Consider the following 15,544-nt stretch of genomic DNA (forward strand, 5'->3'; position numbering starts at 1 on the left):
ACACAGAAGAGAAACCGATGCTGCGTACCCGTCTGACCCTGCTCGCCGCCGCCGCGGCGAGCGCGCTGCTGATCGCCGGCTGCGGCACCACCGAGGAGCCCGCCGCCGCACCGTCCCCCTCCGACGCCGCGTCCACCGGCCCGGTCACCGTCACCGACAGCCGGGGCAAGACCATCACCCTCAAGAGCCCCGCCACCAAGGTCGTCGGCCTGGAGTGGGGCGAGGTGGAGATGCTCGTCGGCCTCGGCGTGATGCCGGTCGGCGTGGCTGACCCGAAGGGGTACGCCACCTGGGTGACCGCCGCCCCGCTCGACGCGAGCGTCAAGGACGTCGGCACCCGGGGTGAGCCGAGCGTCGACTCCATCGTCGCCCTCCAGCCGGACCTCGTGGTGATGGAGGCCGAGCGCGGCTCCGCCGTGGTCACCCAGCTGGAGAAGTACGTCCCGGTGCTGGTCACCAAGGGCAGCGACGCCTCCGACAACATCGGCCGGATGCGCGCGGACCTGAGGATGATCGCCACCGCGACCGGCCGTACCGCGCAGGCGGACAAGCTGCTCGCCGACTTCGACGCGGCGATCGCCGACGGCAAGAAGAAGATCGCCGACGCCGGGGCGGCCGGTAAGCAGTTCGCCATCGCCGACGGCTGGAAGGAGGGCAGCACCGTCTCGATCCGGATGTTCGGCCAGGGCGCGCTCGTCTCCCAGCTCGGCATCCAGCTCGGCCTCAAGAACGCCTGGACCGGCAAGACCGACGAGATGTGGGGCCTGGGCCAGACCGACGTCGAGGGCATGACCGTCCTCAAGGGCCAGGACGTGCACTTCTTCTACAACGCCTCGGACGGCACCGACGTGTTCGCCGACGGCCTCGCCGGCAACGCGATCTGGCGTTCCCTGCCGTTCGTCCAGCAGAACAAGCTGCACAAGATGCCCAACGGCATCTGGACCTTCGGCGGCACGCTGTCCGCCAAGCAGTACATCGACGAGCTGGTCAAGGTCTACACGGCTTGAGCGCGATGACCGCCCCCGCCCCGCCGGGGCCGGCCACCCGGCCGGCCCCGGTCGGGCCGCCGCCCGCCCGGCGCAGCCGGGTGGCCGGCGCGTTCGCCCTCGCCGCCGCGCTGCTCGTCGCGATCACCGCGGTGCACCTCACCCAGGGCACCTCCTCGGTGGGAGCGCTGGACCTGCTCCGGCTGCTCACCGGCGGCGACGACGAGACCGCCCGGGTGCTCGTCGCCTCCCGTCTGCCCCGGCTGCTCACCGGCCTGGCCGTCGGCGTCGCGCTCGGCTTCGCCGGCGCGGCGTTGCAGTCGACCACCCGCAACCCGCTCGCCTCGCCGGACACGCTCGCCGTCAACGCGGGCGCCCACCTGGCGATCGTCTCCACCGCCGCGTTCGGGATCGCGCTGCCCGCGCTGCCCGCGGGCGGGCTGGCGTTCTGCGGCGGCCTCGCCGCCGCCTCGCTGGTCATGCTGCTCTCGGCCGGCGGTCAGGCCGCCACCACCCGGCTCATCCTCGCCGGCTCGGCCACCGCGATGGCGCTCTCCTCGCTGACCATGCTGCTCATGCTGCTGTTCGAGCAGGCCACCATCGGCCTGTTCGCCTGGGGCAACGGCTCGCTCGTGCAGGGCGACCTGGTCGCGTTCACCCAGCTCGCCCCCGTGATCGGGGTCGCCGCGCTGGTGCTCGTGGCCCTCGGGCACCGGCTGGACCTGCTGGCCCTCGGCGACGACACCGCCACCGTGCTCGGGCTCAACGTGCGCCGTACCCGGCTGACTGTCGTGCTGCTGGCCGTGCTGCTCTCCGCCGCGGCGGTCACCCTGGCCGGCCCCATCGGCTTCGTCGGCCTCGGCGCGCCGGTGATCGTCCGGCTGCTCGGCCGGTGGGTGTCCGAGGTGCACCGGCACCGCATCCTGATGCCGCTGTCCGGCATCGTCGGCGTGGTCATCGTGCTCGGCTCCGACGTGCTGCTGCGCGCCGTGCTCGGCGGGCAGGCCGGAGTCGACGTGCCGACCGGCGTGGTGACCACGCTCTTCGGCGCGGTGCTGCTGGTCTGGCTGGCCCGCCGCCACCGCGACGCCGGACCGACCCGGCAGGCGCCGGGCGGCCACGCCGCAGTCCGCTCCCGCGGCTTCGTCGCCACCGTCGTCGCGGTCTGCGCGGTCGTCGTCACCGCCGCGCTGGTGCTCGGCATGCTCGCCGGCGACACGTGGGTGCTGCTCGGGGACATCGTCAACTGGGTGCAGGGCCGCACCGGACCGGCGTACACATTCGTGCTGGACGCCCGCTGGCCGCGGGTCGCCGCGGCGCTGCTGGCCGGCGCCGCGCTGGCCCTGGCCGGCACCACCGTGCAGGCGGTGTGCCGCAACCCGCTCGCCGAACCGGGCATCCTCGGCATCACCGGCGGCGCCGGCATCGGCGCGGTGTCGCTGCTGACGTTCGCGCCGATGGCCGGCGTGCTCGCCCTGTCCGGCGCCGCCGGTCTCGGCGCGGTCGTCGCGTTCGCGCTGGTCTACGGCCTGGCCCGGCGGCGGGGGCTCAACTCCGACCGGCTGGTGCTGATCGGGTTCGCGGTCTGGCAGGGCGGTACGGCGATCATCACGTTCATCGTGGTGTCGTCCGACCCGTGGAACACCGGCAAGGCGCTGACCTGGCTGTCCGGCTCCACCTACGGGCGTACCGCGCCGCAGGTGCTGCCGGTGGCGATCGCGCTGCTGATCGCGCTGCCGGTGGTCGCCGCCGTACGCCGCGAGCTGGACCTGCTCGCGCTCGACGACGACACGCCCCGGGTGCTCGGCGTCCGGCTGGAACGTGCCCGGCTGGTCGCGCTCGGCCTGGCGGCGCTGCTCACCGCGACCGCCGTGTCGGCGGTCGGCGTGATCGGCTTCGTCGGCCTGGTCGCGCCGCACGCGGCCCGGGCGCTCGTCGGCGGGCGGCACACCCGCGTCCTGCCGGTCGCGGTGCTGCTCGGCGCCACCCTGGTCAGCCTCGCCGACACGCTCGGCCGCAGCGTCATCGCTCCCGCCCAGGTCCCCGCCGGTCTGGTCACCGCCATGATCGGCACCCCGTACTTCGTCTGGTTGCTGTGGCGTTCCCGCGCCGCGGCAGCCGCCCGTTAGCCCGTTCACCGACGCAGCCCCCACCGGCCGTGAGAGGAATGACGCATGACCAGCACCCTGGCCGTCGCGCCCTGGCGAGTCTTCACCGTCGAGGTCCGCGCGCTACGCCGGCTCGGCCCGTCCTTCCTGCGGGTGACGCTCACCGGCCCGGACCTGGACCGGTTCGCCGACAACGGGTACGACCAGCGGATCAAGCTGGCCCTGCCGCCGGTCGACGGCGCGCCGGGGGAGCTGCCCGACGGGCCGGACTGGTTCCCGCGGTGGCGTGAGCTGCCGGACGCGCTGCGCAGCCCGATCCGCACGTACACGGTCCGCGCCGTCCGGCCGGAGGCGTACGAGGTGGACGTGGACATGGCGCTGCACGGCGACGGCGGCCCGGCCACCCGGTGGGCCCGGCGGGCGCGTCTCGGCGACCGGATCGCCGTCGTCGGCCCGGACGCCGGGTGGGACGGCCCGCACGGCGGGGTCGAGTTCCAGCCGCCGGCCGGCGCGACGCTGTTGCTGGCCGGCGACGAGACCGCCGCGCCGGCGATCTGCGCGATCCTGGAGCGGCTGCCCGCCGAGGCGCGCGGGCACGCGCTGGTGGAGGTGCCGGAGACCGGTGACGAGCTGCCCTGCCGGGCTCCGGCCGGCGTCACCGTGACCTGGCTGCCCCGCGACGGCGCCCCGCACGGCAGCCGGCTCACCCCGGCCGTGACGAGCCTGGCCGGGCGGCTGGTGCCGGTACCGGTCGCGGTGGCCGCCGCGCCGCTGGCCGAGGTGGACGTGGACCGGGACATCCTGTGGGAGGTGCCGGAGCGGCCCGACGGCGCGGCGCTCTACGCCTGGCTGGCCGGGGAGGCGGCGGTGATCCGCGGCCTGCGCCGGCACCTGGTCACCGAGCGGGGCATGGACCGGCGCGCGGTGGCGTTCATGGGCTACTGGCGGGCCGGTCGCGCGGAGAACTGATCGTCCCCACCACCGACGGAAGCGGGCCGGCGCGATGCGCCGGCCCGCTTCCGTCATGCCATCAGTCGCGCGGTGCGTACGGGGCGAGCGGGTTGACCAGCGTGCCGGCGAACTGCAACGCGGCGGACGGGTCGGACAGGTCCACCATCTGCTGGTTGTTGCGCAGCTGGAGCCGGTTGAGGCAGGACAGCGTGAACTCCGGCGCGAACAGGTCGTGCCGGCGCATCCGGTCGGCCAGGTGCGGCACCGTGGCGGCGTAGTCGGCGGCGCATGCGGCGACGGTGCGCCAGAACCCGTCCTGGTCGAGGACGCCCCGGGTGTGCAGGGCGGCGCTCAGGTGCCGCAGGAAGCAGTCGAACACGTCGGTGAAGATGGACAGGATCTTCTCGTCCTCGGGGATCGCGGCCCGGATCCGCCGCACCCGCTCCGGCAGGTCCGCCTCCGGGTTCATCACCACGATCTCCTCGGCGATGTCCTTGAAGACGACCCGCTCGACCACGCCGTCGTGCAGCACCAGGATGACGTTCTCGCCGTGCGGCATGAACGCCAGGTCGTGGGCGTACAGGCTGTGCAGCAGCGGCACCAGGTAGGCGTCCAGGTAGCGGCGCAGCCAGTCGGCCGGCGCCAGCCCCGACCCGTCGATCAGCGCGGCCGCGAGCGACCGCCCGTCCCGGTCCAGGTGCAGCAGAGAGGCCATGGTGGCCAGCCGCCGCCCGGGTTCCAGCCCTGGTACCGGGCTCTCCCGCCAGAGCGCCGCCAGCATCTTCCGGTACGGGGAGTACCTGTCGGTCGCCGCCTCGTACTGCCGGTGCCGGTAACCGATGGCGGCCCGCTCCCGGATGATCGACAGTCCGGTGCGCTTGAGCACCGGGTCGCCCTCGATCAGACCGGCCAGCCAGTCGTTGATGGCCGGCGTCGCCTCCATGTACGCGGCGGACAGCCCGCGCATGAAGCCCATGTTCAGCACCGACAGCGCGGTCTTCACGTAGTGCTTCGCCGGGTCGCTGACGTTGAAGAAGGTGCGGATGGACTGCTGCGCGAGGTACTCGTCCGGCCCCTCGCCGAGGCAGACCAGCCGGCGCGCGGCCACCTCACCGGCGAACGTGACGGCGAGCTTGTTCCACCACTGCCACGGGTGTACCGGGACGAACAGGTAGTCGGCCGGGTCCAGGCCCAGCCCGGTGAGCGTGGCGGTGAACCCGGCCAGCGTCTCCTCGCCCAGCTCGGCCCGGACCAGCGTGTCGTAGTCCAGGTCGTCGGCGCAGGTGAACGTGGTGTGGTCGCGGTGGGCGGCGAGCCAGAGCAGCCGTACCGGCGCGGCGGCCTCCGGGGCGTACGCGTGGTACTCGTGCACGCCGAAGCCGATGCGGCCGTTGTTGGCCACGAAGCAGGGATGCCCCTCGGTCATGCCGGTCTCGATCGCCTGGAAGTCGGCGGCGGCCAGCTCGGCGGCGCTCAGTGCGGGCTTGGCCAGCTTGTACGCGGTCCCGGCCAGCGTGGAGGTGATCTCCTCCAGGTAGACCGGCAGGATCGCGTCGGTGAGGCCGAGCGCGCCGCGCAGCTCCACGCACAGGTCGACGGCGTCGGGCGGCAGTTCCGCGCCGTCGCGGCGGCGCACGATGCTGTCCGCGTCGACCTGCCAGTGGTCGAGCGCCAGCCGCTGCGCGGCGAACCGGTACTCGACGGCGCCGTCGTCGCTGCGCACCAGCCACTGTCCCGGGCCGGCGGGCTCGGGGGTGATCAGGCGCTCGTGGGCGAACTCGGCGAGCGCCTTGCGCACCAGCAGCCGGTTGGCCGTCGCCCACGCCTCGGGGGTCAGGTGGTCCACGGATGCGCTGGCGTTCACGCCGGTGCCCCTTCCTCGCTGGCGGGCGCGCCGGTGGCGGCCCGGAACTGGTCCCGGGTGCAGACGCTGAGCAGCGCCTCCTTCTCGGGCTTGCGGATCGGGCCGACGACTGTGAAGCCGACTGCCGCGTTGAGCGCGTGCACCGCTGTGTTGCGCACGTCCGGCTCCACCACCACCCGCCGGGTCGCCGGGTCGGCGAACAGCCAGGCCATCACCGTGGTGATGACGGCACGGGTGAAGCCGTGCACCGGTGTGTCGGCCGGCGCGCAGAGGAAGTGCATGCCCACGTCGCCGGGCTCCGGGTCGTACAGGCCGACCAGCTCCACCCGGGCCGGGTCGTACCGCTCGGCCAGGAACGCCGGAGCGCCGCGCCACGAACCCAGGTACGCGTCGTGGTGCGGATGGTCGGCAATGCGCCGGTACTCGGCGGCGACCGCCGCCACGTCGGCGTCCTGCATCAGCCAGAACGCGGACTTGGGATGGGTGACCCAGCGGTGCAGCAGCGCGGCGTCGGCGTCCGGGTCCAGCGGACGCAGCGTGAACTCGCCCAGCGCGTCGTCGACGCGGGTGAAGGTGGTCATGCGGGCGCTCATGCCGGCGCTCCGGCCGGCGCGCCGAACTCCTGGAAGGCGATGGTCTTCTCCACCGGGTAGTGCTCCCGGCCGGTCATCTCCCGGATCAGCCACGAGTTGCGGTACGGACCCATGCCCAGGTCGGGCGAGGTGATGCTGTGCGTGTGGGTGCCGCCGTTCTGGAGGAACACGCCCCGGCCGGTGTGGTCGATGCTGTAGTTGCGGGCCACGTCGAAGCGGCCGTGCGCGTCGAAGCGGAGCCGGTCGTGTACCGGCGCGAGGAACTCCGGCACCCGGTAGTGGTAGCCGGTGGCCAGCACCAGTCCTTCCGTGTCGAGGGTGAACGCGCGGTCCTGCTCGGTGTGGCGCAGCCCGAGCCGGTAGCGGCCGTCGGTGTACGCCGCCTCGACCAGCTCGGTGTTGGTCAGCAGGCGCGTCGGCGCCGGTCCGTGCAGGCTCTTGGCGTACAGCAGGTCGTAGATGTCGTTGATCAGGTCGGCGTTGATGCCCTTGAACAGCGGCTTCTGCGCGGCCTCCAGCGCGTAGCGGGTCGGCTCGGGCAGCGCGTGGAAGTAGTCCACGTAGTCCGGCGAGGTCATCTCCAGCGTGAGCTTGGTGTACTCCAGCGGGAAGAACCGGGGCGAGCGGGTCACCCAGGTGAGCTGGTAGCCGTACGTGTCGATGTCGCCGAGCAGGTCGTGGTAGATCTCCGCGGCGCTCTGGCCGCTGCCGACGATCGTGATGCTGTCCTTGGCCCGCAGCGCCTCCCGGTACTCCAGGTAGCGCGAGTTGTGGATCATGTCACCGCCCAGGCCGGCGCAGGCGGGCGGCAGGTACGGCGGCGTGCCGGTGCCGAGCACGAGGTGCCGGGCCCGGTGGGTGACCGGCCCGTCCGGCGTGTCCGCGTGGACCACGTACCGGTCGTCGCTCTCGTCGTACTCGACAGCGGTGACGCTGTGCCGGAAGCGCAGGTTCGGCAGCTTCCCGGCGGCCCAGCGGCAGTAGTCGTTGTACTCGGCGCGCAGCGGGAAGAAGCTCTCCCGGATGTAGAACGGGTAGAGCCGGCCGGTCTCCTTGAGGTAGCTCAGGAACGAGTACGGCGAGGTCGGGTCCGCGAGCGTGACCAGGTCGGCGATGAACGGCGTCTGGAGCCGGGTGGATTCGAGCAGCATGCCGGGATGCCAGTCGAAGCTGTCGCGGGCCTCCAGGAACAGGCCGTCGAGGTCGTCGATCGGCGCGGTGAGGCAGGCCAGGCCGAGGTTGTAGGGGCCCAGCCCGACGGCGATGAAGTCGTGGGTCGACATGGGGATTCTCGTTCTCCTCGACGGGGGGTCAGACCGGGCAGGACAGCTCGGCGGCGGCCGCGGTCCGGGCGTACCAGGCGGCGTCGTCGGCGATGAGGTCCAGCACGTGGGCGACGTCGTCCACTGTGGTCTCGGGGTTGAGCAGGGTGAGCTTCAGGTGGTGGGCGCCGTCGACCTTGGTGCCGGCGACCAGGGCCGCGCCGGAGGCGGCGAGCGCGTCGCGGGCGTGCAGGTTGGCCTCGTCGACCAGATCGGGGGCGAGACCGGACGGCCGGTACCGGAAAACCACTGTGCTCAGCTGCGACGGCGCGGCCACCTCGAAGCGCGGGTCGGCGTCCAGCCGCCGCCACGCCTGCGCCGCGAGGTCGACGACCTGGTCGAACAGCGTGCCGATCGCGTCCGGTCCCATGATCCGCAGGGTCAGCCAGAGCTTGCAGGCGTCGAACCGGCGGGTGGTCTGGATGCTCTTGTCGACCTGGTTCGGGATCCCCTGCTCGACCGCGCGGACCGGGTTGAGGTAGTCGGCGTGCCAGGTGGCGTGGCGCAGCACCCGGCCGTCGCGGACCAGCAGCGCGCTGGAGCTGACCGGCTGGAAGAACGACTTGTGGTAGTCCACTGTCACCGACGCGGCCCGTTCGATGCCGTCGAGCAGGTGCCGGCGGGTGGGTGAGACCAGCAGGCCGCAGCCGTACGCGGCGTCGACATGCAGCCAGACCCCCGCGGCGGCGCAGATGTCGGCGATCTCCGGCAGCGGGTCGACGGTGCCGAAGTCGGTGGTGCCGGCGGTGGCGACGACGGCCATCACCACCTGACCGTCGCGGTGGCAGCTGTCGATCGTGCGGGCCAGCTCGTCGGTGCGCATCCGGCGGGTGGCGTCGGTGGGCACGGTGAGCACCGCGTCGGCGGCCAGGCCGAGCAGCTTGGCGGCCTTCTGCACGCTGAAGTGCCCGGCCGCGGAGGTGAGGATGCGCAGCCTGGACAGCACCTGCGGCCGGTCCGGCCGGCCGGTCGCGCCGCCGCCCACCACAGTGCGGTACGCCTCCTCGCGCGCCAGCAGCATCGCCTGGAGGTTCGACTGGGTGCCGCCGCTGGTGAAGACCCCGTCGGCGGTGGCGCCGAGCCCGATGCGCCCGGCGGTCCACTCGATCAGGCGCCGCTCCATCAGCGTCGCACCGGCGCTCTGGTCCCAGGTGTCCAGTGAGGAGTTGACGGCGCTGAGCACCGCCTCGCCGAGCAGCGCCGGGATGACCACCGGGCAGTTCAGGTGGGCCAGGTAGCGCGGGTGGTGGAAGTAGACCGCGTCACGCAGCCACACGTCGTGCAGCTCGTCCAGGGCGGCGTCGGTGTCGCCGAGCGGCCGGTCCAGGTCGATGGCACCAATGAGCGGCGCCAGCTCGTCGGGCGTGACGCCGGTGAACGGCCGGTCCGCCTCGCCCACCCGGCGGGCGACCCGGTCCACGCCGCGCGCCAGCACGTCCCGGTACCGACCGAGCGAGCCGGCGTTGAACAGGTGGCCGCGTGCCGTGGCGGCGGCGCTGCCGGTGTCGGCGGGCGCGGCGCCGGTCGGGCTCCCGATCGAACTCATGCGACTTCCCAGCGGTCGTACGGACAGGACGCGCGGCGATCAGCCGCGGCGATCAGGTTAGGTTAGGCTGGCCTAACTAGCAAGCACGACTCGGGGTGCTTTGTCCCGCATGTACCGCCGGTTGGCGCCCCGCCCGCGTCGCGGTAAGGTCGCCCTCGGTTAGGGGAGGTTATCCTAAGTTGACTGTCGAACGGAACCGTCGCCCGGCGCGCCGAGGCGGCGCGAGACGATGACACACGTCGATCGCGACAGGTGGGGTGTGCCCCAGATGTGGGCCGCCGACGTCGACGCGCTCGCGCGTCTGCAGGGGCGAGTCGCCGCGCTGGACCGGGCCTGGCAGATCAGCGTCGAACGATGGCGTGCCGAAGGCCGCCTGGCCGCCCACGTCGGCCCGGCCGAGCTGGCGTGGGACCGGTTCGCCCGCCGCGTACGGCTGGACGACACCGCCCGGCGCTGCTACGAGCGGCTGGACCCGGACACCCGGCGGTGGGTCGAGGCGTACGTCGACGGGGTCAACTCCGGACTCGCCGAGGGCGCCGCCGCCGCGCCGGAGTTCGCCGCCACCGGCACCGCGCCCGAACCCTGGCGGCCCTGGTCGCCGCTCGGCGTCTTCCTCGTCCAGCACGTGCTGTTCTCCACGTTCCCGAACAAGCTCTGGCACGCGCACGTGGCCCGGACTCTCGGCCCCGACGCGGCCGGGCTGTTCGCGGTCGAAGGGCCGGCGTCGTCGGGCAGCAACGCCTGGGCGCTGCCCGCCGACCCGGCCACCGGGCGCGGCCCGGTGATCGCCGGTGACCCGCACCGGCTGCTCGAACTGCCCGGCGTCTACCAGCAGGTCCGGCTTGCCTGCCCGGAGTTCGACGTGGTCGGCCTCGCCTTCCCCGGCGTGCCGGGCGTGCCGCACTTCGGCCACACCGGCCACGCGGCGTGGGCCGTCACCAACGCGATGGCCGACTACCAGGACCTCTACCGCGAACGGCTGCGCTGCGACGGCGACCGGGTGCTGGTGCGCGACGCCGACGGCTGGACACCCGCTGCGCGCCACGTCGAGGAGATCGAGGTCCGTGGCGGCGCCCCGGAGGCGGTCGAGGTGATCGAGACGCCGCGCGGCCCGGTGATCGACCACGACCGGGTCACCGGCGAGGCGATCGCCCTGCGCACCCCGAGCCGGGTCGAGGCCCGTCTCGGCTTCGAGGCGTTGCTGCCGCTGCTGCGCGCCCGGAGTGCTGGCGATGTCGCCGACGCGCTGCGCCACTGGGTCGAGCCGGTCAACAGCGTGCTCGCCGCCGACACCGAGGGCGGCCTCCGCCGCCTGGTCGCCGGTCTGGTCCCGGTACGCGACGAGCGGTGCCGCCGGGAACCCGTGCCCGCCTGGGAGCCGCGGTACCGGTGGCGGGGCGACTACCTGCCGCTGGTGGACGAGCCGGTCGACGGCGTGGCGGTGTGCGCCAACGACCGCCGTGACGACGTGGCCGCACACGGCGCCGACTTCGCCCCGCCGCACCGGGCCCGCCGGATCCGGGCCCTGCTCGCCGAGGGCGCCGAGCCGCCCACAGTGCACACCGACGATCGGCTCCCGGCCGGCCCGCTGTACCGGCTGCTCGACCGGCTCGACCCCGGCCGGCTCGACGAACCCGCCCGCGCGCTGCTGCTGCGGCTGCGCACGTGGGACCGGGCGATGGCGGCCGGCTCGGCCGAGGCCGGCGTGTACGCGGCCTGGCGGGCCGCGCTCACCCGCCGGTTGCGCGTACACCCGAGGTTGCGTGCCCTCGACGAGCCGTGCGGATTCGACGAGCTGTTCGCCCCCTGGACCGACCCGGCGGCCCGGATCGGCCTGGCGCTGGACCACCTCGCCGCCGAGTTCGGCGCCGACCTCGCGGGACCGGCGGCCGAGGCGCTGGCCGAGGTGGCCGCCGGCCCGGCGCCCGGTGAGTGGGGCAGCCGGCACCTGCTGTACCCGGTGCACCTGGGCGTCGCCCCGGCGGTCGCCGACGCGGTGACCGCGATGCGGCAGCGGGTGGCGCTCGCCGGTGACACCGACTGCGTGCTGGCCACCTCCAGCGTGCCGGGAGTCTCCGACGCCTGCTGGCGTGGCCCGGTGGCCCGCTACGTGTGGGACCTGACCGACCGGGCGGCCAGCCGCTGGATCGTCCCGTTCGGCGCCTCCGGGCGCCCCGGCGACACGCACTTCGCCGACCAACTGACCCACTGGGCCGCCGGGACGCTGATCCCGGTGCCCGCCAGCCCACTGACGGGAGACGAGACGACGTGATCCACCTGGAGCGGATCCCCGGCCTCGGCGAGCTGGCGCTGGAGCCGGTACGCCCCGACCGGCACGCCGAGCTGCTGCACGGCTGGGTGGTCCGGCCGCGCAACCGGTTCTGGGGCATGGGCTCGCACACGGTCGACGAGGTACGCGAGATCTACGCGTTCGTCGACGGGCTGGACACGCATCACGCGTACCTGATCCGGCTCGACGGCGAGCCGATCGGGCTGTTCCAGACCTACCAGCCGGAGGCGGACCCGGTCGGCGAGCGGTACCCGGTGCAGCCCGGCGACGTGGGGACGCACCTGCTGCTCGACGCGCCCCGGCCGTACCCGGGTTCGCTGACCGGCGCGGTCTTCCCGGCCCTGATCCGGTTCCTGCTGCGCGACCCGGCCGCGCGCCGCGTGGTGGTCGAGCCGGACGTGCGCAACGACGCGATGCTGCGCCGCCTGCGCATCGAGGGCTTCACGCTCGGCGACGAGATCGACATGCCGGACAAGCGGGCCCGGCTGGCGTTCCTCACCCGGGACCGGTTCGAGGCGGGCCACCCTCCGGCGTGACCCGTCCGCGTCACGGTCCGGTGGCGCGCAGCCGCCCGGCCAGGTCCCGCACCGTCTCGGCGTACGCCGGGTCGTCCTCGGACGGGAGGTGACCCTGGATCGGCGGCGGGACGCTGTCCCAGGCCGGCGCCACCAGGCTTTCCGGATCCCGGAGACGGCGATCCACCGCCGCCTCCGGGCCGCTGACGCGGGCCGGCTCGTCCGCGCGGTGCGGGGAGAAGATCCATCCGCCCAGCGCGTCGGTGTCCCGCCACAGGTTGCGCCACCGCCACCCCACCCGGCCGCCGATCCCGCGCAGCATCTCGTCGCCCACGTAGGCGGGGAACAACCGGGCGTAGAGCCGGCGCAGCGGCGAGCTGTAGGTGAGCAGGGCGACCCGTGCGCTGATCTCCGCCGGCAGTTGCAGGACTGTCGCGGCGACGAGCACCGATCCGTGGCTGTAGCCGGAGAGCAGCACCCCGCTGCCGCTGTGCACCAGGTACGTGATCCGCCGGGCCAGCTCCGGCACGGCCCGTTCGGCGTAGCAGGGCGGTGCGAACGGGTGCGCCGCCCGGGGCCAGAACGTGGCCAGGTCGAAGAGCACGCCGACGTGGTGCCGGAACCCGGGGCTGCGGTAGGCGAAGACCCCGGCGAGGATGAGGGCCAGCACCGCCGCCGAGATCGCCACCCCGCCCACCTCGATGCCGAACATGACCAGCTCGGCCGGGACGTGCGTGCGGCGTTCCAGCGTCTCGCCCGGCTCGGGACGGACCAGCGCCATCGCGGTGGTCGCCGCGCCCGCCCCGGCCATGACGGCGAACAGCACCGCCAACGGCACCATCAGGTCGGTGAACCGGGCCCGGACGATCATCGTCCGGACCTGCCGCAGCCGTGGCGCCGCCTCGGCCGGCGGCGCCGGGAAGTCCCGCTCGACGATCGCCTGGGCGGCCCGTGTCCGGCCGCGCCGGGACACCAGCGCCACCACTGCGGCGGCCGCCAGCGTGACCAGCAACGCCCGGAAGAAGCCGTAGATCGCCCAGGTGTACGCGCGCGCCGGACCCGGTATGTCGTCCGCCGGGGACACGCCCCGGTCCAGCAGGTCGGCGGTGCGCTGGACCAGCTCGGCGGAGTACGCGACCGCGAGCCCGCCCGCCGCCGCCGCGACCACGAGCGCGCCGAGCCCGTTCGGCGGCCGGTGGCCGCGTACCCGCAGGCGGTGCCAGAGCAGCACGGCCCCCAGGGCGCCCAGCAGGACCGCGTGCGTCACCAGCAGCCAGGTCAGGATCGAGCCGTAGCCGGGCAGGCCCCCGCCGGTACGCCAGCGGGCCGGGGCGAACAGCAGGTACCCGGCCACCACGACGGTGAGCCCGACCGCTGTGGCGCGCAGCGCACGGGCGACCCGGTCACGTCGCGGGTCGGTGGGCGCCCGGTCGACGAGCGGCGGAACGCAGACCAGTACCACGCAGGCGAGCAGCACCGCGCCGGTGACCGCCAGCAACGCCGCCACAGTGGGCGGGACACCCTGCGCGGCCCGGGCGGCCAGCAGACAGCCGTCGAGGGTGGCGAAGGCCGCCGCGATGTGGATCGAACGCAGCCGGCCCATCAGCGGCTCGGTGTCCCACTGGCCGATCGTGCTCAGCGGCGGCCCGGCGGACGCCCGCTCCGGCGCCCGGAACGCGGTGAACGAGCGACCCGGCCGCCGGGCGCCCCACCAGACCAGGCTCACCGCGGCGGCCGGGACCAGCGCCAGCACCACGAGCCGCAGCCCCACCGGCCGCCCGCCCATCCAGGACAGCCACTCCCGGTCGGCGATGCAGGCCGGGACGGACAGGCACTGCCAGGCCACCAGGTCCAGCGCCACCCCGGCGCCGGCGAGCACGTACAGCGCGGTCAGGCTCAACCCCAGCACCCGGCACAGCGCCCGCACGACCGCGCCGCCGACCGCGTCCCCCGGCCGCATCCACACGGCCACGTTGAGCAGCATGAAGGGCATCAGGAACAGCAGCGAGAGGGTACGCAGCGCGGTGCCGGAGGGCAGGTCGTTCCACTGGTACGCCTCCAGCGTCACCCCGCCCGCCCCGTGCTCGTCGGCGTGTCCGTGACGGGGACGGTAGAAGCCGGCGCTGCGGTCACCCGCGACCTGCCGGACCAGCGGCCGGCCCAGCACCTCGGCGGCCCCGCCCGCGGAGACGCCGTGCACCCGCAGCTCCACCACCTCGCCCGACGGCGCCTGTGCCCGCCCTGGTCCAGCCGTCATCGACCCTCCGCGACGTCCCGGCCGCCCACGCCGCCTGCACGGCCCGCCCTCGGGTGGCGCAGCGTCCTACCCGGCCGGGCCGGGGGCAAACGCCCGCGGGCCGGGCGGGCGGCCCGTTCGAAGCCGCGCCCTCCGGGTAACCGCCGCCGGACGTACTCGGAAGGGAGCCCGCATGACCGGCACACCATCACCGCGCGGCGTGGCCGGATGACGGGGGCCGCGGTGGCGACCCGGCTGCCGCCGATCGACGTCCACCGGTGGGTGAACTCCGCGCCGCTGACGCCGCAGGAGCTGCGCGGACGCGTGGTCCTGGTGGACGTCTGGGAGTACACCTGCGTGAACTGGATCCGCACCGCCCCGTACGTGCGGGCCTGGCATCGCGACTACCGCGACCTGGGGCTCACGGTGATCGGCGCGCACGCGCCGGAGTTCGCGTTCGGCCGGCTGCCGGAGAACATCGACCGGGCGATCCGCGACCACGGGCTCACCCACCCGATCGCGATCGACGACGACTACACGTTCTGGCGGGCCCTGCGCAACGACGCCTGGCCGGCCAGGTACCTCTTCGACGCCGACGGGCGGCTGGCCGACCGCTGGATCGGCGAGGGCGGCTACGACCGGACCGAGGCGCTGATCCGGCGGCTGGTCGAGGCCGCCACGCCCACGCCCGCGCTGCCGCCGGTCACCGCGGAGGTGACCGCGTTCGTGACCAGCCCGCAGCCCACGTACGCCGGGATCACCCCGGAGACCTACCTCGGCGCCGACCGGGGTGTGCCCGGCACGTACGCGCTGACCGGCGACTGGCGGGTCGAGGGCGAGTACGTCGAGACGGGCGGCGCCGGGGCGGAACTGGTCCTGCCGTTCACCGCCGGTGAGGTGAACCTGGTGGCCGACCCGGGACCGGAGGGACCGGCAGCGGTTCGGGTGCTGCTGGACGGGAAACCGGCCGGTGACGCGCGCGGCGCCGACGTGGACCCGGACGGCACGGCCGTCGTCGACCGGGCCGCGATGATCCGGCTGGTGGACGGCGCGACGCCGGGGGAGCACCGGCTCACCCTGCGCGCCGAGCGGCCCGGTCTCCGCGCGTACGTCTTCACGTTCGGTCCCTGACC

The 15,544-nt window shown here is 74.2% G+C and carries 11 protein-coding genes; 6 read left to right on the plus strand and 5 right to left on the minus strand.

The features are described from left to right. The first annotated feature begins 17 nt into the window (after positions 1-17). The 3 genes from FB455_RS04150 to FB455_RS04160 are packed head-to-tail and all read left to right on the plus strand — an operon-like array spanning position 18 to position 4,063. Positions 18-1,007: an iron-siderophore ABC transporter substrate-binding protein gene (locus FB455_RS04150; protein ID WP_145752250.1), complete on the plus strand. Its 990-nt coding sequence runs from the start codon at positions 18-20 to the stop codon at positions 1,005-1,007. Positions 1,008-1,012: 5 nt separating this feature from the next. Then, complete coding sequence (locus FB455_RS04155; protein WP_145752527.1) at positions 1,013-3,115, plus strand: iron ABC transporter permease; 2,103 nt, start codon at positions 1,013-1,015, stop codon at positions 3,113-3,115. A 45-nt stretch (positions 3,116-3,160) separates the two neighbouring features. After that, a complete protein-coding gene (locus tag FB455_RS04160) occupies positions 3,161-4,063 on the plus strand; it encodes a siderophore-interacting protein (protein WP_013477209.1) in 903 nt (300 codons plus the stop codon). A gap of 61 nt (positions 4,064-4,124) precedes the next feature. Here the strand turns inward: FB455_RS04160 and FB455_RS04165 are convergent, their stop codons facing one another. The 4 genes from FB455_RS04165 to FB455_RS04180 are packed head-to-tail and all read right to left on the minus strand — an operon-like array spanning position 4,125 to position 9,370. Then, a complete protein-coding gene (locus tag FB455_RS04165) occupies positions 4,125-5,909 on the minus strand; it encodes an IucA/IucC family protein (RefSeq protein ID WP_145752252.1) in 1,785 nt (594 codons plus the stop codon). Next, entirely contained in the window at positions 5,906-6,490 is a 585-nt protein-coding gene (locus FB455_RS04170; protein ID WP_186466375.1) for a GNAT family N-acetyltransferase, read from the minus strand. The genes FB455_RS04165 and FB455_RS04170 overlap by 4 nt, the downstream gene beginning before the upstream one ends. An 8-nt stretch (positions 6,491-6,498) precedes the next feature. After that, entirely contained in the window at positions 6,499-7,785 is a 1,287-nt protein-coding gene (locus FB455_RS04175) for a lysine N(6)-hydroxylase/L-ornithine N(5)-oxygenase family protein (RefSeq protein WP_145752257.1), read from the minus strand. Between the two features lie 28 nt (positions 7,786-7,813). Next, a complete protein-coding gene (locus FB455_RS04180; RefSeq protein WP_145752260.1) occupies positions 7,814-9,370 on the minus strand; it encodes a pyridoxal phosphate-dependent decarboxylase family protein in 1,557 nt (518 codons plus the stop codon). Positions 9,371-9,599: 229 nt separating this feature from the next. Between FB455_RS04180 and FB455_RS04185 the strand changes: the two genes are divergently transcribed. Together FB455_RS04185 and FB455_RS04190 are read left to right on the plus strand one after the other, a co-directional pair. Beyond that, the gene (locus FB455_RS04185) at positions 9,600-11,642 is read left to right on the plus strand and encodes a penicillin acylase family protein (protein ID WP_145752263.1); all 2,043 of its coding nucleotides are present in this window, start codon (positions 9,600-9,602) and stop codon (positions 11,640-11,642) included. Then, the gene (locus tag FB455_RS04190) at positions 11,639-12,196 is read left to right on the plus strand and encodes a GNAT family N-acetyltransferase (protein WP_145752265.1); all 558 of its coding nucleotides are present in this window, start codon (positions 11,639-11,641) and stop codon (positions 12,194-12,196) included. The genes FB455_RS04185 and FB455_RS04190 overlap by 4 nt, the downstream gene beginning before the upstream one ends. Positions 12,197-12,206: 10 nt before the next feature. On the opposite strand, the gene FB455_RS04195 is transcribed toward FB455_RS04190, so the two are convergent. Further along, entirely contained in the window at positions 12,207-14,432 is a 2,226-nt protein-coding gene (locus tag FB455_RS04195) for a hypothetical protein (RefSeq protein WP_145752267.1), read from the minus strand. Positions 14,433-14,639: 207 nt separating this feature from the next. Between FB455_RS04195 and FB455_RS04200 the strand changes: the two genes are divergently transcribed. Then, the gene (locus FB455_RS04200; protein ID WP_145752268.1) at positions 14,640-15,542 is read left to right on the plus strand and encodes a thioredoxin family protein; all 903 of its coding nucleotides are present in this window, start codon (positions 14,640-14,642) and stop codon (positions 15,540-15,542) included. The last annotated feature ends 2 nt before the right edge of the window (positions 15,543-15,544 follow it).

The sequence above is a fragment of the Micromonospora sp. CNZ296 genome, from assembly GCF_007827635.1.